Annotated in this window: 13 protein-coding genes; 7 read left to right on the top strand and 6 right to left on the bottom strand. The window is 67.9% G+C overall.

Features of this window, described 5'->3' with window-relative positions:
* Positions 1–9: 9 nt before the first annotated feature.
* Positions 10–2,379: a prolyl oligopeptidase family serine peptidase gene (locus ACSQ2G_RS02520; RefSeq protein WP_436027999.1), complete on the bottom strand. Its 2,370-nt coding sequence runs from the start codon at positions 2,377–2,379 to the stop codon at positions 10–12.
* A 280-nt stretch (positions 2,380–2,659) separates the two neighbouring features.
* On the opposite strand from ACSQ2G_RS02520, the gene ACSQ2G_RS02515 reads away from it, so the two are divergent.
* From ACSQ2G_RS02515 to ACSQ2G_RS02495, 5 genes are all read left to right on the top strand, one after another.
* Positions 2,660–5,032 (top strand): beta-L-arabinofuranosidase domain-containing protein, encoded by a 2,373-nt coding sequence (locus ACSQ2G_RS02515; protein ID WP_436027998.1) that lies wholly within the window; start codon positions 2,660–2,662, stop codon positions 5,030–5,032.
* Positions 5,029–6,066, top strand: a complete 1,038-nt coding sequence (locus ACSQ2G_RS02510) for an Ldh family oxidoreductase (protein WP_436027996.1) — start codon at positions 5,029–5,031, stop codon at positions 6,064–6,066. Before ACSQ2G_RS02515 ends, ACSQ2G_RS02510 begins: the two co-directional genes overlap by 4 nt.
* 2 nt (positions 6,067–6,068) lie before the next feature.
* Positions 6,069–7,856 carry a DUF885 domain-containing protein gene (locus ACSQ2G_RS02505; protein WP_436027994.1) on the top strand — a complete coding sequence of 596 codons (1,788 nt, stop codon included), beginning with the start codon at positions 6,069–6,071 and terminating at the stop codon, positions 7,854–7,856.
* Positions 7,846–9,420, top strand: coding sequence for a family 43 glycosylhydrolase (locus ACSQ2G_RS02500; RefSeq protein ID WP_436027992.1), 1,575 nt, complete (start codon positions 7,846–7,848; stop codon positions 9,418–9,420). Before ACSQ2G_RS02505 ends, ACSQ2G_RS02500 begins: the two co-directional genes overlap by 11 nt.
* A 62-nt stretch (positions 9,421–9,482) precedes the next feature.
* The gene (locus ACSQ2G_RS02495) at positions 9,483–10,994 is read left to right on the top strand and encodes a glycoside hydrolase family 27 protein (protein ID WP_436027990.1); all 1,512 of its coding nucleotides are present in this window, start codon (positions 9,483–9,485) and stop codon (positions 10,992–10,994) included.
* Between the two features lie 123 nt (positions 10,995–11,117).
* Here the strand turns inward: ACSQ2G_RS02495 and ACSQ2G_RS02490 are convergent, their stop codons facing one another.
* From ACSQ2G_RS02490 to ACSQ2G_RS02470, 5 genes are all read right to left on the bottom strand, one after another.
* A complete protein-coding gene (locus ACSQ2G_RS02490) occupies positions 11,118–11,372 on the bottom strand; it encodes a hypothetical protein (protein WP_436027988.1) in 255 nt (84 codons plus the stop codon).
* 177 nt (positions 11,373–11,549) lie between these two features.
* A complete protein-coding gene (locus ACSQ2G_RS02485; protein ID WP_436027986.1) occupies positions 11,550–14,279 on the bottom strand; it encodes a TonB-dependent receptor in 2,730 nt (909 codons plus the stop codon).
* Positions 14,280–14,739: 460 nt separating this feature from the next.
* Entirely contained in the window at positions 14,740–15,381 is a 642-nt protein-coding gene (locus tag ACSQ2G_RS02480) for a GntR family transcriptional regulator (RefSeq protein WP_436027985.1), read from the bottom strand.
* An 83-nt stretch (positions 15,382–15,464) separates the two neighbouring features.
* Positions 15,465–16,463, bottom strand: a complete 999-nt coding sequence (locus ACSQ2G_RS02475; protein ID WP_436027983.1) for a 4-hydroxyproline epimerase — start codon at positions 16,461–16,463, stop codon at positions 15,465–15,467.
* Positions 16,464–16,493: 30 nt separating this feature from the next.
* A complete protein-coding gene (locus tag ACSQ2G_RS02470; protein ID WP_436027981.1) occupies positions 16,494–17,408 on the bottom strand; it encodes a dihydrodipicolinate synthase family protein in 915 nt (304 codons plus the stop codon).
* 89 nt (positions 17,409–17,497) lie between these two features.
* Here ACSQ2G_RS02470 and ACSQ2G_RS02465 point away from each other — a divergent pair, with 89 nt between their 5' ends.
* Together ACSQ2G_RS02465 and ACSQ2G_RS02460 are read left to right on the top strand one after the other, a co-directional pair.
* The gene (locus ACSQ2G_RS02465) at positions 17,498–18,751 is read left to right on the top strand and encodes an NAD(P)/FAD-dependent oxidoreductase (protein ID WP_436028911.1); all 1,254 of its coding nucleotides are present in this window, start codon (positions 17,498–17,500) and stop codon (positions 18,749–18,751) included.
* Positions 18,748–19,956 (top strand): M24 family metallopeptidase, encoded by a 1,209-nt coding sequence (locus ACSQ2G_RS02460; protein WP_436027979.1) that lies wholly within the window; start codon positions 18,748–18,750, stop codon positions 19,954–19,956. The genes ACSQ2G_RS02465 and ACSQ2G_RS02460 overlap by 4 nt, the downstream gene beginning before the upstream one ends.
* The last annotated feature ends 55 nt before the right edge of the window (positions 19,957–20,011 follow it).

Below are 20,011 nucleotides of genomic sequence, written 5' to 3'. Positions count from 1 at the left end.
GGAGCCTCGTCATTTCGCGGTGGCGGCGGCGAGGCGCACGGGCGGCTGGGCGGCCGGCGGCGCTTCGTCGAGCAGGTTGCGGGTGAAGTAGTCGCGCAGCTTGCGCCAGAAGAACGGCTGATAGACCGCGTGAGTGGTGTTGGGCAGGATCACCAAATCGACGTCCTTGCCAGCCTGGATGATCGCATTGGCCAGGCGGACGCTTTCGGTGACCGGGACGTTGTCGTCGATATCGCCGTGCACCAGCAGCAGCTTGCCCTGCAGGGCGCCGGCCACCGACATGTTGGAGTTGCGCTCCCAGGTGGCCTCGTCCGCCAGGCCCATCGACACCTCGGGCCACCAGGCCTTGTCGAGCCGCAGGTCGTGGTTGCCTGACGAGGCGACTGCGACCTTGAAGAACTCCGGCCGGCGCAGCACGAACCGCGCGGCGTCGTAGCCGCCGGCCGAGCCGCCGAACACGCCCACCCGGGTGAGGTCGAGCCCTGGATCCTTCGCGGCCATCTGCCGGATCATGGCGATATGGTCGTCCAGCCCCACCTCGCCCAGGTTCTGGTAGGCCGGCAGGCGGAAGGCCTGGCCCCGCCGCGAGGTTCCCCGGCCGTCGATCATCACCACCACCGCGCCGATCTGGGCGACGCTGTTGCCTGCGGCCGAGACCGAGTCGCGCCAGGAGGTCGGGGTCTGGGTGGTAGTCGGGCCGGTATAGACGTTGTCGATCACCGGGTAGCGCCGGGTCGGGTCATAGCCGACCGGACGGAAGATCATGCCGTACAGCGGGGTCACCCCGTCGGCGGCCAGGCCGGTGAAGGGTTCGGGCGGCAGGAACCCTGTTGCCCACAGCGCGCTGGGGTCGGCCCGGCCCAGTTCCAGCACCAGGCGTCCGTCCCTCGCGTCGCGCAGCACGGTGCGGGTCGGTTCAGTCGGGCTCGACATCTCGTCGAGGATCCAGCGGCCGTCGGGAGACACCGTGGTCTCGTGGTCGAGTGGCTCGGGGGTCAGGAGCCTTGGAGGCTCGCCGTCGAGGCCGACATGGTAGAGCGCCTTGTAATAGGGGTTGCGGTCCTTCTCGCGCCCGACTCCGGTCACCAGCAGTCCGTCGCGGGCGTCCACGCGGTCGACCGACAGCACTTCCCAGGTCCCGGTGGTCAGGGCCTTGCCGCCGTCGGGGGCGTCGGGCTTGACCAGATAGAGCTGGGCCCAGCCGCTGCGCTCGGAGATCGCCAGCTCGCCGCCCAGGGCGGGGGCCGGCTGCAGGCTGGACGAGGTGACGGTGACCAGCGGCGCGACCTTCTCGCGGGCCACGATCTTGGCCGCGCCGCTGACCGGATCGGCCGAATAGACGACCAGCTGGCCATAGCCGCGCTGGGTCCATTGCGCCCGGACATGGTCGCCGTCCCAGCTCATCTCCGGCGCCGCGGGGTAGAGCAGGGACTCGGACGGAATGGCCAGCGGCACGATCTTGCCGGCCCCGTCGCGGAAGGCCTGCTCGACGTCGATCACCAGCCGCTGAGCCTGGGGCAGCGTGGCCGCGCCGGCCAGCGGGTAGATGTAGGAGAAGCTGCGCGGATAGAGGCCGCCGGGGTTCTGCTGGGTGATCGACAGCCGCTTGACCCCTCGGGTGTCGAGCCGCCAGGTCAGGATCCGCCGGCTGTCCGGCGACCACTGGGCCGAGACCGGCATGTCGGGCTCTTCGACGCCGGCCTTGAGGATCTGCGGCAGCTGCGGAATGTCGCGGCCATAGGGCCGCTCGCGCGAGCCGTCGGCGGTCAGGGCGGCTTCCCGGCCGCTCTTGGTGTCGACCGCGAACAGGTTGAAGTCGCGGGCGATCAGCTTGAAGCGCCCGTCCGGCGACAAGGCCGGATCGACGGCCTGGACCGGGTGTTCCACCACGTCGCCGCGGGTCGATTTCCACGGCTTGTCGGCGGCGGTGAAGGTCAGGGCGTCGGCGTCCGGGTCGAAATCGACGATCTCGATTCGCGGCGGGGAGGTAGGCGGCGTCGGCAAGGCGGCCGAGACCTGGCGGATCAGGTCTGCCTCGACCGCGACCGTCTTCTGCTTGCGGTCGGCCAGGTTCAGATAGGTGATGACACGCTGGCCGGATTTGCCGTGGCGATAGAGCACGCCACGGCCGTCGGCGACGAACCGGGCTTGCAGGTTGTCGTCGACGATGAACTGGCCCAGGCCGCCGCGCATGAACAGGTCCGCGCGTGCATAGCGCTCGGCGATCGGCGGCAGGGGCGCGGGCCTGGTCGTCGTCGCGGAGGCGGGAGACAGGGGCTGGCCGCCGGCGGCCGAAGCGGTCAAGAGACCCAGGGCGAACGCCGAGAGTCCGAGGTGGACGCCGCCGCGCCTGACCGTGGATGTTCCGCCTAACGGCATGCCGCGCCCCCAATTCCCATCCTGTCACAAACCGGTTCGTCGCTGCGGCGTCAAGAAGATTATACGATATATAATCCGACGATTTGGACATTCGCTGGGAGAGGGTCACCACTTGGCTTAGAGCCGGAACGGTTGCGTCTTCGCCGCTCCGCTAGACGGGGGAATCCCGGCGCAATCCCTCATAAGGGTTCGGCTCGTCGCCTTTCCGGCACCGCCAGATTGACGAGCAAAGGGTGTGACCGTAAGATCGTATACGGTATCAAATATTGGGGGAAGACCGATGGCGACACGCCGTGATCTGATGCTGACGGCCGCGGCGTTCGCCGGCATGGCCCAGCCGATCAGCGCCCTGGCCAAGGCCCGCGGCGCGTCCCTTCCCGCCAGGGCCGCGCCCCTGCCGCTGTCGTCGGTGCGGCTGCTGCCGTCCGACTATGCGACCGCCGTAGAGGTCAATCGGGCCTATCTGCTGCGCCTCAGCCCCGACCGCTTCCTGCACAACTTCATGACCTTCGCGGGCCTGCCCGCCAAGGGCGAGATCTACGGCGGCTGGGAATCCGACACCATCGCCGGCCACACTCTTGGCCACTACATGTCGGCCCTGGTGGTCATGTACGAGCAGACCGGCGACGCCGAATGCCGGCGGCGGGCCGACTATATCGTCGGCGAGCTGGCCAGGGCCCAGGCCAAGCGCGGCACGGGCTATGTCGGCGCCCTGCAGCGCAAGCGCAAGGACGGCACGGTCGTCGATGGCGAGGAGATCTTCGGCGAGGTGATGAAGGGCGACATCCGCTCGGGCGGGTTCGACCTGAACGGCTCCTGGTCGCCGCTCTATACCGTGCACAAGACCTTCGCCGGCCTACTGGACGTGCATCGCGCCTGGGGAAACCCGCAGGCGCTGGACGTGGCGGTGGGCCTGGGCGGCTATTTCGAGCGCGTGTTCGCAGCGCTGAACGACGAGCAGATGCAGACCCTGCTGGGCTGCGAATATGGCGGCCTCAACGAGAGCTACGCCGAGCTCTACGCCCGCACCGGCGATCGCCGGTGGCTGGTCGTGGCCGAGCGGATCTACGACCGCAAGGTGCTGGACCCCCTGGTCGCCCAGCAGGATCAATTGGCCAATTTCCACGCCAACACCCAGGTGCCCAAGCTGATCGGCCTGGGGCGGCTCTACGAGCTGACCGGCAAGCCGCAGGACGCGGCGGCCGCGCGGTTCTTCTGGACGACGGTCACCCAGCACCACAGCTACGTGATCGGCGGCAACGCCGACCGCGAGTACTTCGCCGCGCCCGACACCATCGCGGCCCACATCAGCGAGCAGACCTGCGAGCACTGCAACACCTACAACATGCTCAAGCTGACCCGGCAGCTCTATAGCTGGCGGCCGGACGGCGGGCTGTTCGACTATTATGAGCGCGCCCACCTCAACCACGTGATGGCGGCGCAGAACCCCAAGACCGGCGGCTTCACCTACATGACGCCGCTGCTGACCGGCGCGGACCGGGGCTATTCGACCAATGACGACGACGCCTTCTGGTGCTGCGTCGGCACCGGCATGGAAAGCCACGCCAAGCACGGGGAGTCGATCTTCTGGGAAGGCGAGGGGACGCTGCTGGTCAACCTCTACATCCCGGCCGAGGCCCAGTGGAAGGCGCGCGGCGCGGGCCTGAAGCTCGAGACCCGCTATCCCTACGAACCGGAATCGCGCCTGACCCTGACCAAGTTGGCCAGGCCGGGACGCTTCACGATCGCCCTGCGCGTTCCGGGTTGGGCGAAGGGTCAGGCCAAGGTCAGCGTCAACGGCCAAGCCGTCACGGCCGAGATGGCGGGCGGCTACGCCCTTGTGGACCGCCGCTGGCGGACCGGCGACGTGGTGGCCATCACCCTGCCGCTCGACCTGCGCCTGGAGGCGACGCCGGGCGACGAGTCCACGGTGGCGGTGGTGCGCGGACCGATGGTGCTGGCGGCCGACCTGGGTCCGAGCAGCGAACCCTGGAAGGGCGTGGATCCGGCCCTGGTCGGCGAGGCGGTGCTGGCGGGCTTCCAGCCCACGGCGCCGGAAAAGGCCCTCTATGTCGCCCGGGGCGTCGGCCGGCCCGGCGACCTGAACTTCGTGCCGTTCTACAGCCAGTACGAGCGCCGCAGCGCGGTCTATTTCAAGCGCTTCACCGAGGACGCCTGGAAGACCGAGGAGGCCGCGTTCCTGGCTGACCAGGCCCGGGCCAAGGACATCAGCGCACGCTCGGTCGACATCATGCACCTGGGCGAGATGCAGCCCGAGCGCGATCACAACCTGACCTCCGAACTGTCCTATCCGGTGGCCTATCGCAACCGCAACGGCCGCGACGCCCGCTCGGGTGGCTTCTTCGAGTTCGACATGAAGCTGCGGCCCGGCCCGCTGATCCTGCAGGCGACCTACTGGGGCGACGAGCGCAAGCGCGACTTCGACATCTTGGTCGACAACGTCAAGATCGCTTCCCAGCACCTGGAAGCCGACCGTCCGGGCAAGTTCTTCGACGTCGAATATCCGCTGCCCGAGGCGCTGACCAAGGGCAAGACCAAGGTCCGGGTGCGGTTCGTACCGCGTGAGCGCAGCACGGCGGGGCCGGTGTTCGGCGTGCAGCTGTTCGCCGCCAAGCCCGCGTCCACGGCGTGAGCCCGGGCGATGGACCGGACGGCGTCAGGCTTTCGCTCGATGACGTCCGGGCGCTGGCGCATCAGGTCCTGAGCGCCACGGGCCTGTCAGCGGCCCATGTCGATGCCGTCGCCGAGACGATGGTGGCCGGCGAGCGTGACGGCTGCGCCTCGCATGGTGTCTATCGCCTGCTGGTGGCTGCCAACAGCATCGCCAAGGGCGTGGTTTCGGTCGACGCCGAACCGGTGCTGGACGAACCGGCGCCGGCCCTGGCGAGGGTCGACGGTGACGGCGGCTTCGCGCAACTGGCCTTCGAGCGCGGGCGCCCCGTGCTGGTCGACAAGGCCCGGCGCTTCGGGATCGCCGCCCTGGCCCTGAACAACGTCGTGCATTTCGCGGCCCTCTGGCCCGAGGTCGAGGCGCTGGCCCGTGAGGGCTTGGCCGCGCTGGCCTTCACCCCTAGCCACGCCTGGGTCGCGCCGGAGGGTGGGACGCGCCCGGTGTTCGGCACCAATCCCATCGCCTTCGGCTGGCCGCGGCCGGGCCGGGACCCGTTCGTCTTCGACTTCGCCACCAGTGCGGTGGCCCGGGGCGAGATCGAGCTGCATCGACGCGCCGGCCGACCCGTGCCGGACCACTGGGGTTACGACGCCGACGGGGCCGCCACGACCGTGGCCGAGGAGGTGCTGGGCGGCGCCATGCGCACCTTCGGCGGCCACAAGGGCTCAGCCCTGGCCGCAATGGTGGAACTGCTGGCTGGACCCCTGATCGGCGACATGACCAGCCAGGAATCCCTGGCCGTCGACGCGGGACGCGGCGGCTCGCCGATCGGGGGAGAGTTGATCATCGCCCTGGATCCGGCAGGCTTTCTCGGCGGCGCGCTGGCTGACCACTTGGCGCGGGCCGAGGCGATGTTCGAGGCGATCGAGGCCCAGGGCGCGCGGCTGCCGTCGCAGCGCCGCTACGCCGCGCGGGCCCGCAGCCTGCGCGAGGGCGTGGTGATCCCCGGCGCGCTCCACCGGGACATCATGATGTTGATTGAGCAGAAGGGCTGAAGATGCGGCGAACCGGGCTTTTCGATACGGCGGTCGTGTGCGTGGCGATGACCGCGCCGATACTGGCCGCTTCCACGGCCCTGGCCAGTCCGCCGACCGCGAAGGCCGGTTCGGCGGACAAGCGCTTCGAGGCGATCTCCGGCGAGGAATACGCCTGGCGCCTGGCCCAGACCGGACCCAGCGAAGACGGCCCCAAGACCGACGCGTTCAAGCTTCCCGATGTCGGCCCGGCGATCCAGGCCGCACGACTGGCCCGCTGGACCACGGCAGCCCGGCAGTTGGCCGATCTGCCCGTCGCCAAGCTGTCGAAGAAGAACCAGGTCAACTACGCCGTCTACAAGGGCCAGATCGACGCCCTGCTGGCCGAGCAGCAGTACCGCGAATACGAAAAGCCGCTGAACGCCGACAGCAGCTTCTGGGGCGACGTCGCGGAATCGGCGCGCGGCAGCTTCAGGACCGAGGCGGACTATCGCGGCTACATCGCGATGATGCGCGACATCCCGCGCTACTACGACCAGCAGATCGTCAACATGCGCACCGGGCTGGCGCGAGGGTTCACCCCGGCCCAGGTGACCTTGCAGGGGCGCGACGCTGGCGTGGCCCTGGTGGCCGAAGCCGTCACGCCCGAGGCCTCGCCCTTCTACGCGCCGTTCAAGACCCTGCCGGCCAACATCCCGCCGGCTGTCCAAGCCGCGCTGCGCCGCGAGGCGGCCGACGCGATCACCCAGGCGGTGGTTCCCGCCCACGCCCGCCTGCGGGCCTTCCTGCGCGACGAGTACATCCCCGGCGCGCGGCGCAGCCTGGCGGCCTACGACCTGCCGGACGGCAAGGCCTATTACCAGTCCAAGGTCCGCGAGTTCACCACCACCGACCTGACGCCGGACCAGATCCACCAGATCGGCCTGGCCGAGGTCGCCAAGATCCGCGCGCGGATGCTGGACGTGATGAAGGAGGTGAAGTTCGAGGGCGACCTTCCGGCCTTCCTGACCTATCTGCGGACCGATCCGCGCTTCTACGCCAAGACGCCCCAGGACCTGCTGGACCGCGCGGCCTGGGACGCCAAGAGCTTCGACGGCAAGGCCTCGCAGTGGTTCGGCCACCTGCCGCGCAGCCGCTTCGCCATCCGCCCGGTGCCCGACGAGATCGCGCCCTTCTACACCGGCGGCCGCGGCGGCCCGGGCATCTACCTGGTCAACACCTACAACCTGCCGTCCCGTCCTCTCTACTCGCTGATGGCGCTGACCCTGCACGAGAGCGCGCCGGGGCACGCCTTCCAGATGCCGCTGGCCGCCGAGAACAAGGACCTGCCGGCCTATCGCCGCGACACCTACCTGTCGGCCTATGGCGAGGGCTGGGCGCTGTATTCCGAGGCGCTGGGCGAGGACATGGGCCTGTACGAAACGCCCTATGACCGGTTCGGCATGCTCAGCTACCAGATGTGGCGCGCGGCGCGGCTGGTGGTCGACACCGGCATCCACACCCAGGGCTGGAGCCGCGAGCGGGCCCAGCAGTACCTGCACGACAACACCGCCATGGCCGACCACGAGATCCAGACCGAGGTCGACCGCTACATCGCCTGGCCGGGCCAGGCGCTGTCCTACTACATGGGCATGCTGGCCTTCATCGATGCGCGCAAGCGGGCCGAGCAGGCGCTGGGGCCGAAGTTCAACATCCGCGCCTTCCACGACGCCGTCCTGGAGCTGGGGTCGGTCCCGCTGCCGGTGATCGACGCCCGCGTCGACCAGCTGATCGCCGACGGCGGCAAGGGGCCCTATCCCGATGAGGAATGACCTGGCCCCGGTCGCCTGGAGCGCCGGCCTGGCCTGCGCCCTGGCGACGCTGGCGCCGGCCGCCGCCCAGCCGGTGGCCGTGCACGCCGCCGGCAACCCGATCCTCGCGGACGGGCGGTACTATTCGACCGACCCCGCTCCGGTGGTGGTCGGCGACACCCTGTGGATCCTGGCCGGCCGCGACGAGGCGCCGCCCGACGTCAACGACTTCATCATGAACGCGTGGCAGGCGCTTTCGACCCGCGATCCGGCGTCGGGCGACTGGCTGCACTATCCGGCGATCGCGCGGCCCGAGGCGGTGTTCCGGTGGGCCGAGCCGGGGCGGGCCTATGCCGGCCAGATCGTCCCGGGCCGCGACGGCAGGTTCTATCTCTACGCGCCCGTCCTGCAGGCGGTGAGCAACGCCAAGGACCGGTTCGCCATCGGTGTCGCCGTGGCCGACAGCCCCGCGGGACCCTGGGCCGACGCCCACCCGGCCGGGCCGATCGTCTCGCAGACCACGCCGGTCGCCAACGACATCCAGAACATCGATCCCACGGCGATCGTCGACGACGACGGCCGGGTCTATCTCTATTGGGGCACGTTCGGCCAACTTCGCGGCATGGAGCTGGCGGCCGACATGATCACGCCCAAGGGGGCGGAGGTGAAGGTCGACAGCCTGGACGGCTTCTTCGAGGCCCCGTGGCTGATGAAGCGCAAGGGCGTCTACTACATGCTCTACGCCGGCAACCGGGCTGGACCGTCGTCCGACTGCACGCCGGCCGTCTACCATGCCTGCATCGCCTACGGGACCGCGCCGTCTCCGCTCGGGCCCTGGACCTATCGCGGGGTGATCCTGCGGCCGGTGTCCTCGACCACCTCCCACGCGGGCGCGGTGGCGTTCAAGGGCCAGTGGTGGCTGGCCTATCACACGGCTGACGCGGCGGGCGGCGGGCACTTCCGCCGCAGCGTGGCGATCGACAGGATGGACTGGGACGACAGCGTCAGCCCGCCGGCCATCCTGCCGGTCACGCCCACCCGCCGTCCCGCGCCGCCGCCGGCGCCGACCCGCAACATCGCGGCGATGGCCACGCCCACGGCATCCAACGCGCCCGTGCCGGTGCAGTACTGGATCAAGGCGCTGAACGACGGCCTCGTCCGCAACGCGCCCCTGCCGCCCGACCTGTGGGGCAGCTGGACGCCGCACAATCCCGCCAGCCAGTGGATCGAGTACCGCTTCGACCAGCCGGTGACCCTGAACGGCGCCCGCATCCGGTTCTGGGCCGACCAGCCGGCCGGGTCCGGCGTGGGCGTCGCCCCGCCGAAGGCCTGGCGGATGGAATATTGGGACGGCGGCTGGAAGCCGGTGCGCCAGCCCAAGGGCTTCGGGACGGACGTCGACAGCTTCCAGTCCGCCGCCTTCGCGGCGGTGACCGCTCGGTGCGTCCGCGCGGTGTTCGACGCTTCCAGCGCCCAGGGAACCTATGCCGGCCTGGCCGTACAGGAGTGGGAAGTCCTGGCCCCGACGGCCCAGACGCCGCGCTCCGGCAGCGGCTCGGCCCCGGCCTGCGACCCTACCCCCTAGACCCACCAACGCCCGCCTCGGGCGCGCGGCTTCCCGCTCGCCGCCTTGAACTGGAGAACGCCATGCTGCGCGGCCTGATGACGCTTTCACTCGGGGCCACGGTCTTGGCCGCCGGCGCGGTCCAGGCGGCGACGCCGCTGGACGGTGTGTGGCTGTTCGACGACGCGCCGTCCTATCCCGGCGTCACCATGGTGCAGCTGTCCAGCGAGGGCGGCAAGGTCAGGGGCTCGGTGACGACCGCCTGGTACGGCCCGATGGAGATGCGCAACCTGGTGGTCCAGGGCGGCAAGGCCACCTTCGAGCTGCGCAATCTCAACGACAAGGATCACGCCACCCGGCAATGGACGGCGGTGCTGACCGGCCAGACCCTGAAGCTGTCGGGCGACATCTGGTACGCCCATGTCGAGCAGGCGGGGCGTCCCGGGACCACTGGCGACGCCCGGGCGAGGGCGTTCAAGACCACCACCTTGCCGCCCTTGGGAACCTTGGCGGCCGACGGTCTGGCCAAAGCCCCGCCGATGGGTTGGAGCAGCTGGAACAAGTTCGCCGAGAAGATCGACGACAGGACGGTCCGCGCCATGGCCGACGCCCTTGTGTCCACCGGCCTGCGCGACGCCGGCTACGTCTATGTCAACATCGACGACGGCTGGCAGGGGACGCGCGGACCGGACGGCGCCATCCGGCCGAACGAGAAGTTCCCGGACATGAAGGCCCTGGCCGACTACGTCCACGCCAGGGGGTTGAAGTTCGGCCTCTACAGCGCGCCAGGTCCCAAGACCTGCGCCGGCTTCGAGGGCAGCTACGGCCACGTCCAGCAGGACGCCAAGACCTTCGCCGACTGGGGCGTCGACTATCTGAAGTACGACCTGTGTTCGGGCGAATGGTTCTATGACGACGCCGACAAGGTCCAGCGCACCTATTACGAGATGGGCGCGGCGTTGCGGGCGACCGGGCGGCCGATCGTCTATTCGCTGTGCGAGTACGGCCGGTTCGAGGTCGGGGCGTGGGGGCGCAAGGTCGGCGGCCATCTGTGGCGGACGACCGGCGACATCACCGACGACTATCCGACCATGGCCAGGATCGGCTTCGACAAGAATGGCCGCGCCGAGCACGCCGGCCCCGGCGGCTGGAACGATCCGGACATGCTGGAGATCGGCAACGGCGGCATGAGCCATGACGAGTACGCCACCCACATGAGCTTGTGGGCGATGTCCGCCGCGCCGCTGATGATGGGGCACGACCTGCGCCAGAGCAGCCCCGAGGTGCTGAAGATGCTCGAGAACCGCGAGGTGATCGCCGTGGACCAGGACGCCCTGGGCGTCCAGGGCAAGGCGGTGCGGCGCGAGGGTTCGACCGAGGTCTGGACCAAGCCCCTGGCCGACGGCGCGGTGGCGGTGGCCCTGTTCAACCGGGGCGAGGCGGCGGCGACGATGGAGCTGGCGCCCGCGGATGCGGGCTTGGAGACTGTGCAAGCCGTTCGCGATCTATGGGCTGGATTCGACCTTGAAGCGTCGCTGAAGGTCTTTGCCGTTCCGGCGCACGGCGTGGTGTTGCTGAAGGTAAAGGGGCGTTAAGCCGCTCCGTCTTTTTGCAGCCAACGCGTGCTCCTCCAGCCTGAGCGAGCCGTTCGCGAGCGCGATATCTTCTCTGTGAAAACGGCAGCCCCGTGGAGGGCTGCCGTGAAGTCATTAGCGAGATTAGCCGATGATTTTCTGGCAATTCAATTGCGCGTTCAGATATTTAGCTCTCGCATAGTCTTTGCATTTCATCAACTCCGGAACGTTGGGGCTTGTCGCGTTCCCGAAGCGGCTCATGCAAATGTTGTCTTCCAACATGAACGTGGTGTTGGCGCTGTTCATGCAAGCCGACATCGCGTCTGACACCGGATCACGAGCATTTGCCGCCGACGATGCGAGCGTCAGCAATAGAAGCGGAAGAGCAAGCTTCTTCATTCTAATCATCCCATCGGAAAGAGTGACTGTTCGTCACCACTTAAAACTACAATTCAATCTTAAATTGAGTCAACAAAAATCCGCCCGAACTCAAAATGGAGATCGGGCGGATGAATTGTATAAAATTGAGTTTTACAAGCGCCCGTACGTATCGATACGAGACACCTATATTTAAACCTAGTACCGGAAGCGGGCGCTGATCTGCACGGTCCGAGCCTGAACCCTGGCGCCCAGGGGCAGCATGCGGTTCTGGCCCCAATAGACGTTGTTGTTTTCCTTGGTCAGGTTGGTGCCCTCGACGCTGAGCGTCAGTTGCTTGAGCGGCGTCCAGTTGACAGCCGCATCAAGGCGCGAGGTCGCGTTGTTGTACGGTGAGTATTCGGGATTGTCCTGATAGACCGTGATCTTGTAGCGATCACGGTAGTTGTAGGCGACCCGGGCGCTGAACTGCGGCGTGTCGTAATAGAACGCCAGATTGTAGGTATATTTCGAGGTGCTGTCGGCATCGAAGACGCCCGGGATCAGCCGCTGTTCCGGCGTGAAGTCGGTGTATTCGATCGTGGCTTTGGCCATGTAGGTGAAGTTGGCGCTGGCGCCGAAGTTATGCAGCTTGCCCGGCAGGAAATCGAAGAAGCCGGAGGTGTTGAATTCGTAGCCCTGGAACGTTCCCGGGCCCGCGTTGCGAACCTTGGAGACGATCGCGTCTTTGCCCAGTTCCGGGACGAACTCGGTGCGCGAGGCCCAATAGATGTAGGCGTCGGGCTTCTTGAGGAAGGCGCCGAGCGAGACGATTCCGCCGCGACCGAAATAGTATTCCAGCGAGGCGTCGTAGTTCTGCGAGCGGTTCGGCTTGAGGTCCGGATTGCCGGAGTCGACCCGGCCAGCGAGCGTGTCGATCGTCTTCCAGGAGGACATCTGCAGGAAGTCAGGGCGCTGGATGTTGTAGGTGTAGGCTAGGCGCAACTGGACCTTGGGCGTGAAGTGAATGACGCCGTTCAGGCTGGGCAGCACGTCGACATAGTCGCCGCCCCCAGTGGTCGGTGTGGTGATGACCACGACGCGACCGGGGTCTTCCGGCGTCGGCGACTTCTCGATCGAGTATTTGGTGCTCTCGATCGTGCCCTTCGTCTTGACAACGCGGACACCGAACACGCCGTCGATCGGGAAGCGGCTCTTGACCCCGTAGTTCAGGTTGAAGAAGCCGGCCAGGGACTTCTCGTCATCGACATAGCTCTGACCCAGGTTGCTGGGCGGCTTTTCGGTGTCCCAGCCCGCGGCGGTGCGGAACGCGGGCAGGTTGGCCATGATGTCCTTGCCGGACAGGTGGTACCAGGACGGCGAGAAGTCTCCGACCTCGAGCTTCGACCGCTCGACACCGACGCCCTGTGCGAAATTGGCCAGGCCGCTGGTTGGGAAGGTGTCGCGATAGCCGTAGTCGCGGGTGGTATGGCGATCATTGTAGCGCAGACCCACCATCGCGCTGCGGAAGAACTTGTCCTCGCTCAGGCGGTAGGTCGCGTCCGTGGCGGCGACGAATTCATGGCTCTTGGCGTAGGTCCGCTCGTCGTGCGTCTGGAAGAGCTGGTAGTTGTTGATCTTCGACAGGTCGGTGGTGGGGAAGGTGATATAGGGGCCGCGGCCCGGCACCTTGTCGGAGTTCAAATCGACATTGATGGTGTTTATCGGATTACCGCCGGCGTCCAGGAAGTGCGACAGGGTCAGAACGCCGTAATATTTTGTATCGCTCCAGTTGTACTGCGTCGAGGCGTTGATCTGGAGCCTGTCATTGTGCCAATGCATCTCGGCATTGGTCGTGTAGTTGTTGGATGTGACTTCCTCATAGTAGGACTGGGCGCTGGCGTCGACGCCGGCCGCGCGGCTGAGGGTCAAGGACTGCACGGTGCGGTCGTCGTCGGCCAGGACCACGTTCGACACCGTGTGGCCGTCCTGTCGGGTGGTGACGTGCAGGCGGTCGCGTGCGCGCTTTTCCTTGCTGCCGAAGTACGAACCCTCGATGACGAAATCCAGGTGTTCGTTGGCGCGCCATTGGCCCACCAAGTTGATCGACGGGCGGGTGATCTTGCCCGTCTCGACGCCGTAGTTCACCGCATAGGGCGCGATGATGTTCTGCTGATTGGCGGGCAGGGACGCCTGAGTCGTGCCGAAGAACGTATTGGGCGACTCGCTCTCGACGAAGTCTTCTTCGTAGTTGTTCTTGGTGTAGGAGCCGTTGATCAGGAAGCCCATCTCGCCGATCCCGGTGTCGAAATGGTCGCCGACCAGCAGGCTGGCGTAAGGGCTCTTGGTGTCGCCGGTGCTGCCGTAGACGTTCTTGAGGCTGCCGGCGACCGTCAGGCCGTTCTTCAGATCTAGCGGACGGCGTAGTTCGACATTGACGGTGCCGGCGATGCCGCCTTCGACCTGGTCGGCCGTCCGGGTCTTGTAGACCTGGACCGATTTCAGCAGTTCGGCGGGGATGTCGGCCAGATTGGCCGACCGGCCTTCGCCGACACTGTTGCTGTTGCCGTTGATGGTGGTCGAGACACCCTGCATCCCGCGGATGGTGATGTTCGTGCCTTCGCCATGGATGCGCTCGATCTGGACGCCGGTGACGCGCGACAGGGCTTCGGGAACGTTGTTGTCGGGCAGTTTGCCGACGTCCTCGGATTCGATGGATTCGACGATCTGGGCCGAATTCTTCTTTCTCTTCGTGGCCGCGTCCAGGCTGCCCCGGATGCCCTTGACGATGACGGTGTCGACCTGCGTCGCATCGTCGGTCTTGGCGTCGTCGTTGGCGGTCGCGTTGGCCGGCGCCTCGGTTGACTTGATGTCCTGTGCGACGGCCGGCGAACACAGGGTGATCGCGATTAGGGCCGTCGCCGCCATCATGGCGTGCCTGCTGCTCATGGACTGTCCTCTCCCCTGACAATTACCAGGTCGCAAATTGGACATATCCGCGAGGTCGCGTCAAAAAGATTATACAATATACATTCGACGATCTGACAAATGCCGCGGCGGGTACCGGTCCTGCCGCAAACCCGAGATGCCGAACTGGTGTCCATGCAGTAAGTTGTTTTTGTAGAGTTTTTGTGGATTTAGAAGCCCGCGCGAGGGACTGCGAGCATTATGGGCACGGCTGGAGCGCGTCATTCTGGGAATAGGCGCAGCGTGACCAATTCCGGTCAGGGGCAGGGAGAAAACGCCTTTCCTTGCGCTTGTCCTGCAAAGGAGACCGACGTTATCCTTCTGATAAGTCGGACAATTTAGGCGCTCGCGACGAGCCTTGCGTCCCTATCGGAAAGAGGGCGCGCGTCGACGCCCCGAAAAATCCCCGGGTCACCGTCTGAAATCAGAGATTTGCGAGTCGTCAGACCGACAGCTGCTGCTTCAGGTCCGCCAGCGTGCCGAGGATATGGTTGACGGTCAGCGCCTCGACAGCCTTGGCGTCGCCACGCGTCCAGGCGGCGAGGATCTCGCGATGCTCCTGGCTGGCCCGCTCGTCGCGCCCCATCGGCTCCAGGTGCACCCGCACATAGCGTTCGGCCAGGATCTGCAGCCGCTCCATCAGCTGGAAGGTGATGTGCCCGCCCGGCCGCACCAGCGCCAGGTGGAAGGCGCGGTTGAAGCTGACATGGTCGCCGTCCGGCTTGGCCAGTTCGGCCTCGAGCGCCGACAGCGCCTTCTCGGCGGCGGCGTGGTCGGCGGGCGTGGCGCGCAGGCAGGCCTCGGCGACCGCGCCCGGCTCGAGCTTCAGGCGCAGGGCGAAGACCTCGCTGGCCTCGTCGGTGGACAGGTCGCGAACCACGTAGCCGCGGTTGGGGTAGGAGCTGAGCAGGCCATCCTGCTCCAGGCGGCCCAGGGCCTCGCGCAGCGGAATCTTGCTGACGCCGAGTTCGGCGGCGATGACATCCTGGCGAACGGCGGTCCCGGGCTGCATCGCGCCGACCAGAATGCGGCGCCTGACGATCTCGTAGGTCTGATCGGACAGCGTGCGGACGACGATGTTCATGGGCGCAGGCTGAACCTCTTGGCGGACCGCCCCCGTGCGGTGCGAGCCTTATCGTATACTAGACGCCGCCGGTCGGCGGGAGTCTAGATCACCTGAAAGCCGGCCCAGAACGGGTCGGCGCGGTCGATCCAGAGGATGTTGTGGCCGGTGGCGATCGCCGACCCCTGGATCGAGGGGACGATCGCGGCCCGTCCGCCCAGTTCGACCTGGGCCTCGACGCGACCGACGAAGCGGCTGCCGATGATGCTCTCGTGCACGAAGGCGTCGCCGACCTTGAGCCGGCCCTTGGCCGCCAGGTGGGCCAGGCGGGCCGAGGTGCCCGTGCCGCAGGGGCTGCGATCGATGGCGCGGTCGCCATAGAACACCGCGTTGCGGCCGTCGGCGTCCGGAGCACGGGGCGCGTCGGCCCACAGCACGTGGCTGACGCCGCGGATGGTCGGGTCCAGCGGATGAACCGGCTCGACCTTGTCGCGGACCAGGGTCCTGACGATCGGGCTGAGCCGCAGGATCTCGGCCGCCCCCAGGGCGTCGATGCCGGCGTAGGCGCCTTGCGGTTCGATGATGGCGTAGAAATTGCCGCCATAGGCCACGTCGACCATCAGCGGGCCGAAACCCGGCACGTCGATGGCGATCCCTTCCTCGGCCAGATAGGCCGGGACGTTGCGGATCTTCACCGCCGTGACCCTGTCGCCCGTCGTCTCATAGGCGATGTCGATGACCCCCGCCGGCACCTCCAGCCGCAGCTTGCCCGGCTCGCGCGGGGTGATCAGGCCGTTCTCCAGGGCGAAGGTGACGATGCCGATCGTGCCATGGCCGCACATCGGCAGGCAGCCGCTGGTCTCGATGAACAGGACGCCGGCGTCGCAGTCGGGCTGGGTGGGCGGATAGAGGAAGCCGCCCGACATCATGTCGTGGCCACGCGGCTCGAACATCAGGCCGGTGCGGATCCAGTCGAAGCGGGCGAGGAAGTCCTGCCGTCGCGCGCTCATCGTATCGCCGCGCAGCAGCGGGGCGCCGCCGGCTACCAGACGCACGGGATTGCCCGCCGTGTGGCCGTCGATGCAGAAGAACGTGTGACGCATGGACTTCCTCCTACGCTTGAACGCTGACGACTAGGCGGCTGCCTGGGTCAGGAGCGGCCGGGTGGCGGCGGCTTCCTCGACCATGGCGATCACCTGGGCGCGGCGGGCGCCGGCCAGGGGCAGGCGGGGCATACGCACCCGTTCCGATCCGCGACCCATGATCTGCTCGGCCAGCTTGATCGACTGGACCAGGTCGTGCTCGGCGTCCAGGTGCAGGAGCGGCATGAACCAGCGATAGATGCGGCGGGCTTCCTCCAGGTCGCCGCGATCGACGGCCGCGACCAGGGCCACCGATTCCTGCGGGAAGGCGCTGGTCAGGCCCGAGACCCAGCCGCGGGCGCCCATCAGCAGGCCCTCCAGGGCGACGTCGTCGAGACCGGCCATCAGGATGAAGCGGTCGCCGAAGGCGCGGGCCAGGTCGGTGAAGCGGCGCGTATCGGGCGCGCTTTCCTTGACCGCCACGATGGTCGGCTCGTTGGCCAGGCCCGCCAGCACGTCCAAGGTGATCGCGGCGCGATAGGCCGGCGGATTGTTGTAGAGCATGATCGGCAGACCGGACGCTTGGGCGACGGTGCGGAAGTGGGCCTCCAGTTCGGCCTCGGTGGGCACATAGACCATGGCGGGCAGGACCATCAGAGCGTCGGCGCCCAGCGTTTCGGCGTCCTTGGCGAACAGGGCGGCGCGTGAGGTGGTCAATTCCGAGACGCCGACGATGATCGGGACCCGACCGGCCACCACTTCGACCGCGGCCTGGAGAGCCCGGCGCTTTTCGTCGGCCTCAAGCGAATTGTTCTCGCCGCAGGTGCCCAGGACCACCAGGCCGTGTACGCCGTCGCGGACGAGGGCGTCGAGCACCTGCTGGCTGGCGTCGATGTCGATCGACAGGTCGGTCTTGAACTGGGTCGTCGCGGCCGGGAACACGCCCGACCAATTCATGGAGCTCATACGGCTTGCACCTCTAACTGCTTCGTCTACGGTATACGAAATGGCGATACGGAGGTAAAGCCCAGGTGGGACAGGCGGCCGGAACATTGGTGATTGGCGGTGGGATTGTTGGCAAGGCCTGCGCCCTGGCGCTGCGTCGCGCCGGCGAGACGGTGCTGGCGCTCGATCCGCAAAGCCCGTCACGGCCCGCTTCCTACGGCAACGCCGGCCATATCGCGCTGGAACAGGTCGAGCCCTTGGCTTCGCCCGCCGCCTTGGCCTCGGCGTTCCGCCGCCTGTTCCCGCTGGGCGGCGCGCTGGATTTTCGCCTGGCCGACATCGCCGCCTGGGGACCCTGGGCGGCGCGCTTTGTCAGGGCTTCGACCCCGGAAGGCGCGGCCCACGGCAAGCGGGCCCTGGGCAGCCTGCTCCAGGACGCCCTGCCGGCTTGGCGGCGCCTGGCCGCCAGCCTGGGCCGTCCCGACCTGCTTGTTGAGCACGGTCACGTCGTCGTCTGGGAGCGGCCGGACACCGCGCGCGCCGGTCTTGAGACGTGGCGCGCCGCCGACATCGGCCAGGCGCGCCTGAGGGTGTTGTCCGATTCCCTGGCGGACCGTCTGCGCCAATCGGTCAGGGCGCCGATCGCCGGTGGGGTGCAATTCGAAAACACTGGGCAGGTCCGCGATCCCGCCCTGGTCCTGAACTTGCTGGACGAGGCTTTCACGGCCCTCGGCGGACAGCGGCGGACCGGTCGCGCCGTACGGCTGCGAACCGTCGAGGGGCGTGTCCAGGTCCTGCTCGAGGACGGCGAATGGCTGGCGCCGGAGCGGGTGCTGGTCGCCGGCGGCGTGGGGTCGGGGGTGCTGCTGCGCGATCTGGGCCATGCGGCGCCGGTGATCGCCGAGCGCGGCTATCACCTGGAAGGCGGGGCGGACCATTGGGGCGACCTGCCGCCGGTGGTGTTCGAGGACCGCTCGCTGATCCTTACCCGGTTCGGCGACCGGCTGCGGGCCGCCAGCTTCGTGGAGTTCGGCCGCGAATCCTCGCCCCCCGATCCTCGCAAGTGGGCGCGCCTGCGTCGCCATCTGGCCGAGCTGGGCGTGCGGATGGAGGGCCCCATCGCCGAATGGATGGGCGCCCGGCCGACCTTGCCTGACTATCTTCCGGCCATCGCCGCCAGCCGGCGGGCCGACAATCTTTACTACGCCTTTGGTCACCAGCATCTGGGCCTGACCCTGGCGGCGGTGACCGGGGAGCTGGTCGCGGCCCTGATGGGCGGCGCGACCCCGGCGGTCGACCTGACCCCCTTTGACCTGGACCGGTTCGCGCGAGGGCGCGACCTACGCAAGAGGAACGCGGCATGACCCTGGGCGTCGGCGGCTCGACCATGGACCTGCAGCTGGCGGGCTTGTCGCCTCGCCCCGGACGGCCGCCGGCCATCGCCGCCGCCGAATACGAGGCGAGGCTGGAGCGGGCGAGGGGGCTCGCCGCCGCCCTGGGCGCCGGCGCGCTCCTGATCGGGGCCGGAGCCAGCCTGCGCTACTTCACCGGCGTGCCGTGGGGCGCGACCGAGCGCCTGGTGGCCCTGCTGCTGCCGCGCAAGGGACGGCCGATCATGATCTGCCCGGCCTTCGAGCTGGGATCGCTGCAAGCCGACCTGAAGATCGAGGCCGACATCCGCCTCTGGCAGGAGCACGACAGCCCCGCCGCCCTGACGGCTCGGGCGCTGGCTGAAATCGGCGCCGACGTCCTGGCGCTGGACCCGGCCGCGCCGTTCTTGCTGTTCAGCGCCCTGGGCAAGGCCGCGCCGTCGCTGCGGGCGATCGACGCCACGCCGGTGATCGACGGCTGTCGCGCCCTCAAGTCGCCGGCGGAGCTGGCTCTGATGCACTACGCCAAGGCCATCACCCTGGACGTCCACCGGCGTGCCGCGGCGATCCTGGCGCCGGGGATCGCCGCCAGCGCGGTCAAGCGGTTCATCGACACCGCCCACCGCACGGCGGGCGCCGACGGCGGCTCGACCTTCTGCGCCGTGCAGTTCGGCCGCGCCACCGCCTATCCGCACGGCCTGCCGGGCGACCAGGCGCTGGCGGAGGGCGAGCTGGTGCTGATCGACACCGGCTGCCAGGTCGAGGGTTACAACGCCGACATCACCCGCACCTATGTGTTTGGCGAACCAGGCGACGAGCATCGCCGGATCTGGGACATCGAGCACGAGGCCCAGGCCGCCGCCTTCGCCGCTGTGCGGCCGGGCGTGCCCTGCGAGGTCATCGACGAGACCGCGCGCCAGGTTCTGCAACGCCACGGCCTGGGCCCTGACTACGTCCTGCCGGGGCTGCCCCATCGCACCGGCCATGGCATCGGTCTGTCGATTCACGAAGGACCCTATCTGGTGCGCGGCGACACGACGCTCCTGGCGCCGGGCATGTGCTTTTCCAACGAGCCGATGATCGTCATCCCCGACCGCTTCGGCGTGCGGCTGGAGGACCATTTCCACGTCACCGAGGACGGGGCGGCGTGGTTCACCGAGCCCTCGCCGTCGATCGACGCGCCGTTCGGTTCGTCGTGAGGTCCGTTTCCTCATCATCCCGGCCGGTCGTCTCCGGCCCGTCAAAGACCACCCT

The sequence above is a fragment of the Caulobacter sp. LjRoot300 genome (assembly GCF_964253875.1).
In the GTDB taxonomy this organism is placed as follows: Bacteria; Pseudomonadota; Alphaproteobacteria; order Caulobacterales; family Caulobacteraceae; genus Caulobacter.
The sequence above is the reverse complement of the archived record's forward strand: the minus strand, read 5'-3'. Positions and strand labels throughout refer to the sequence as shown.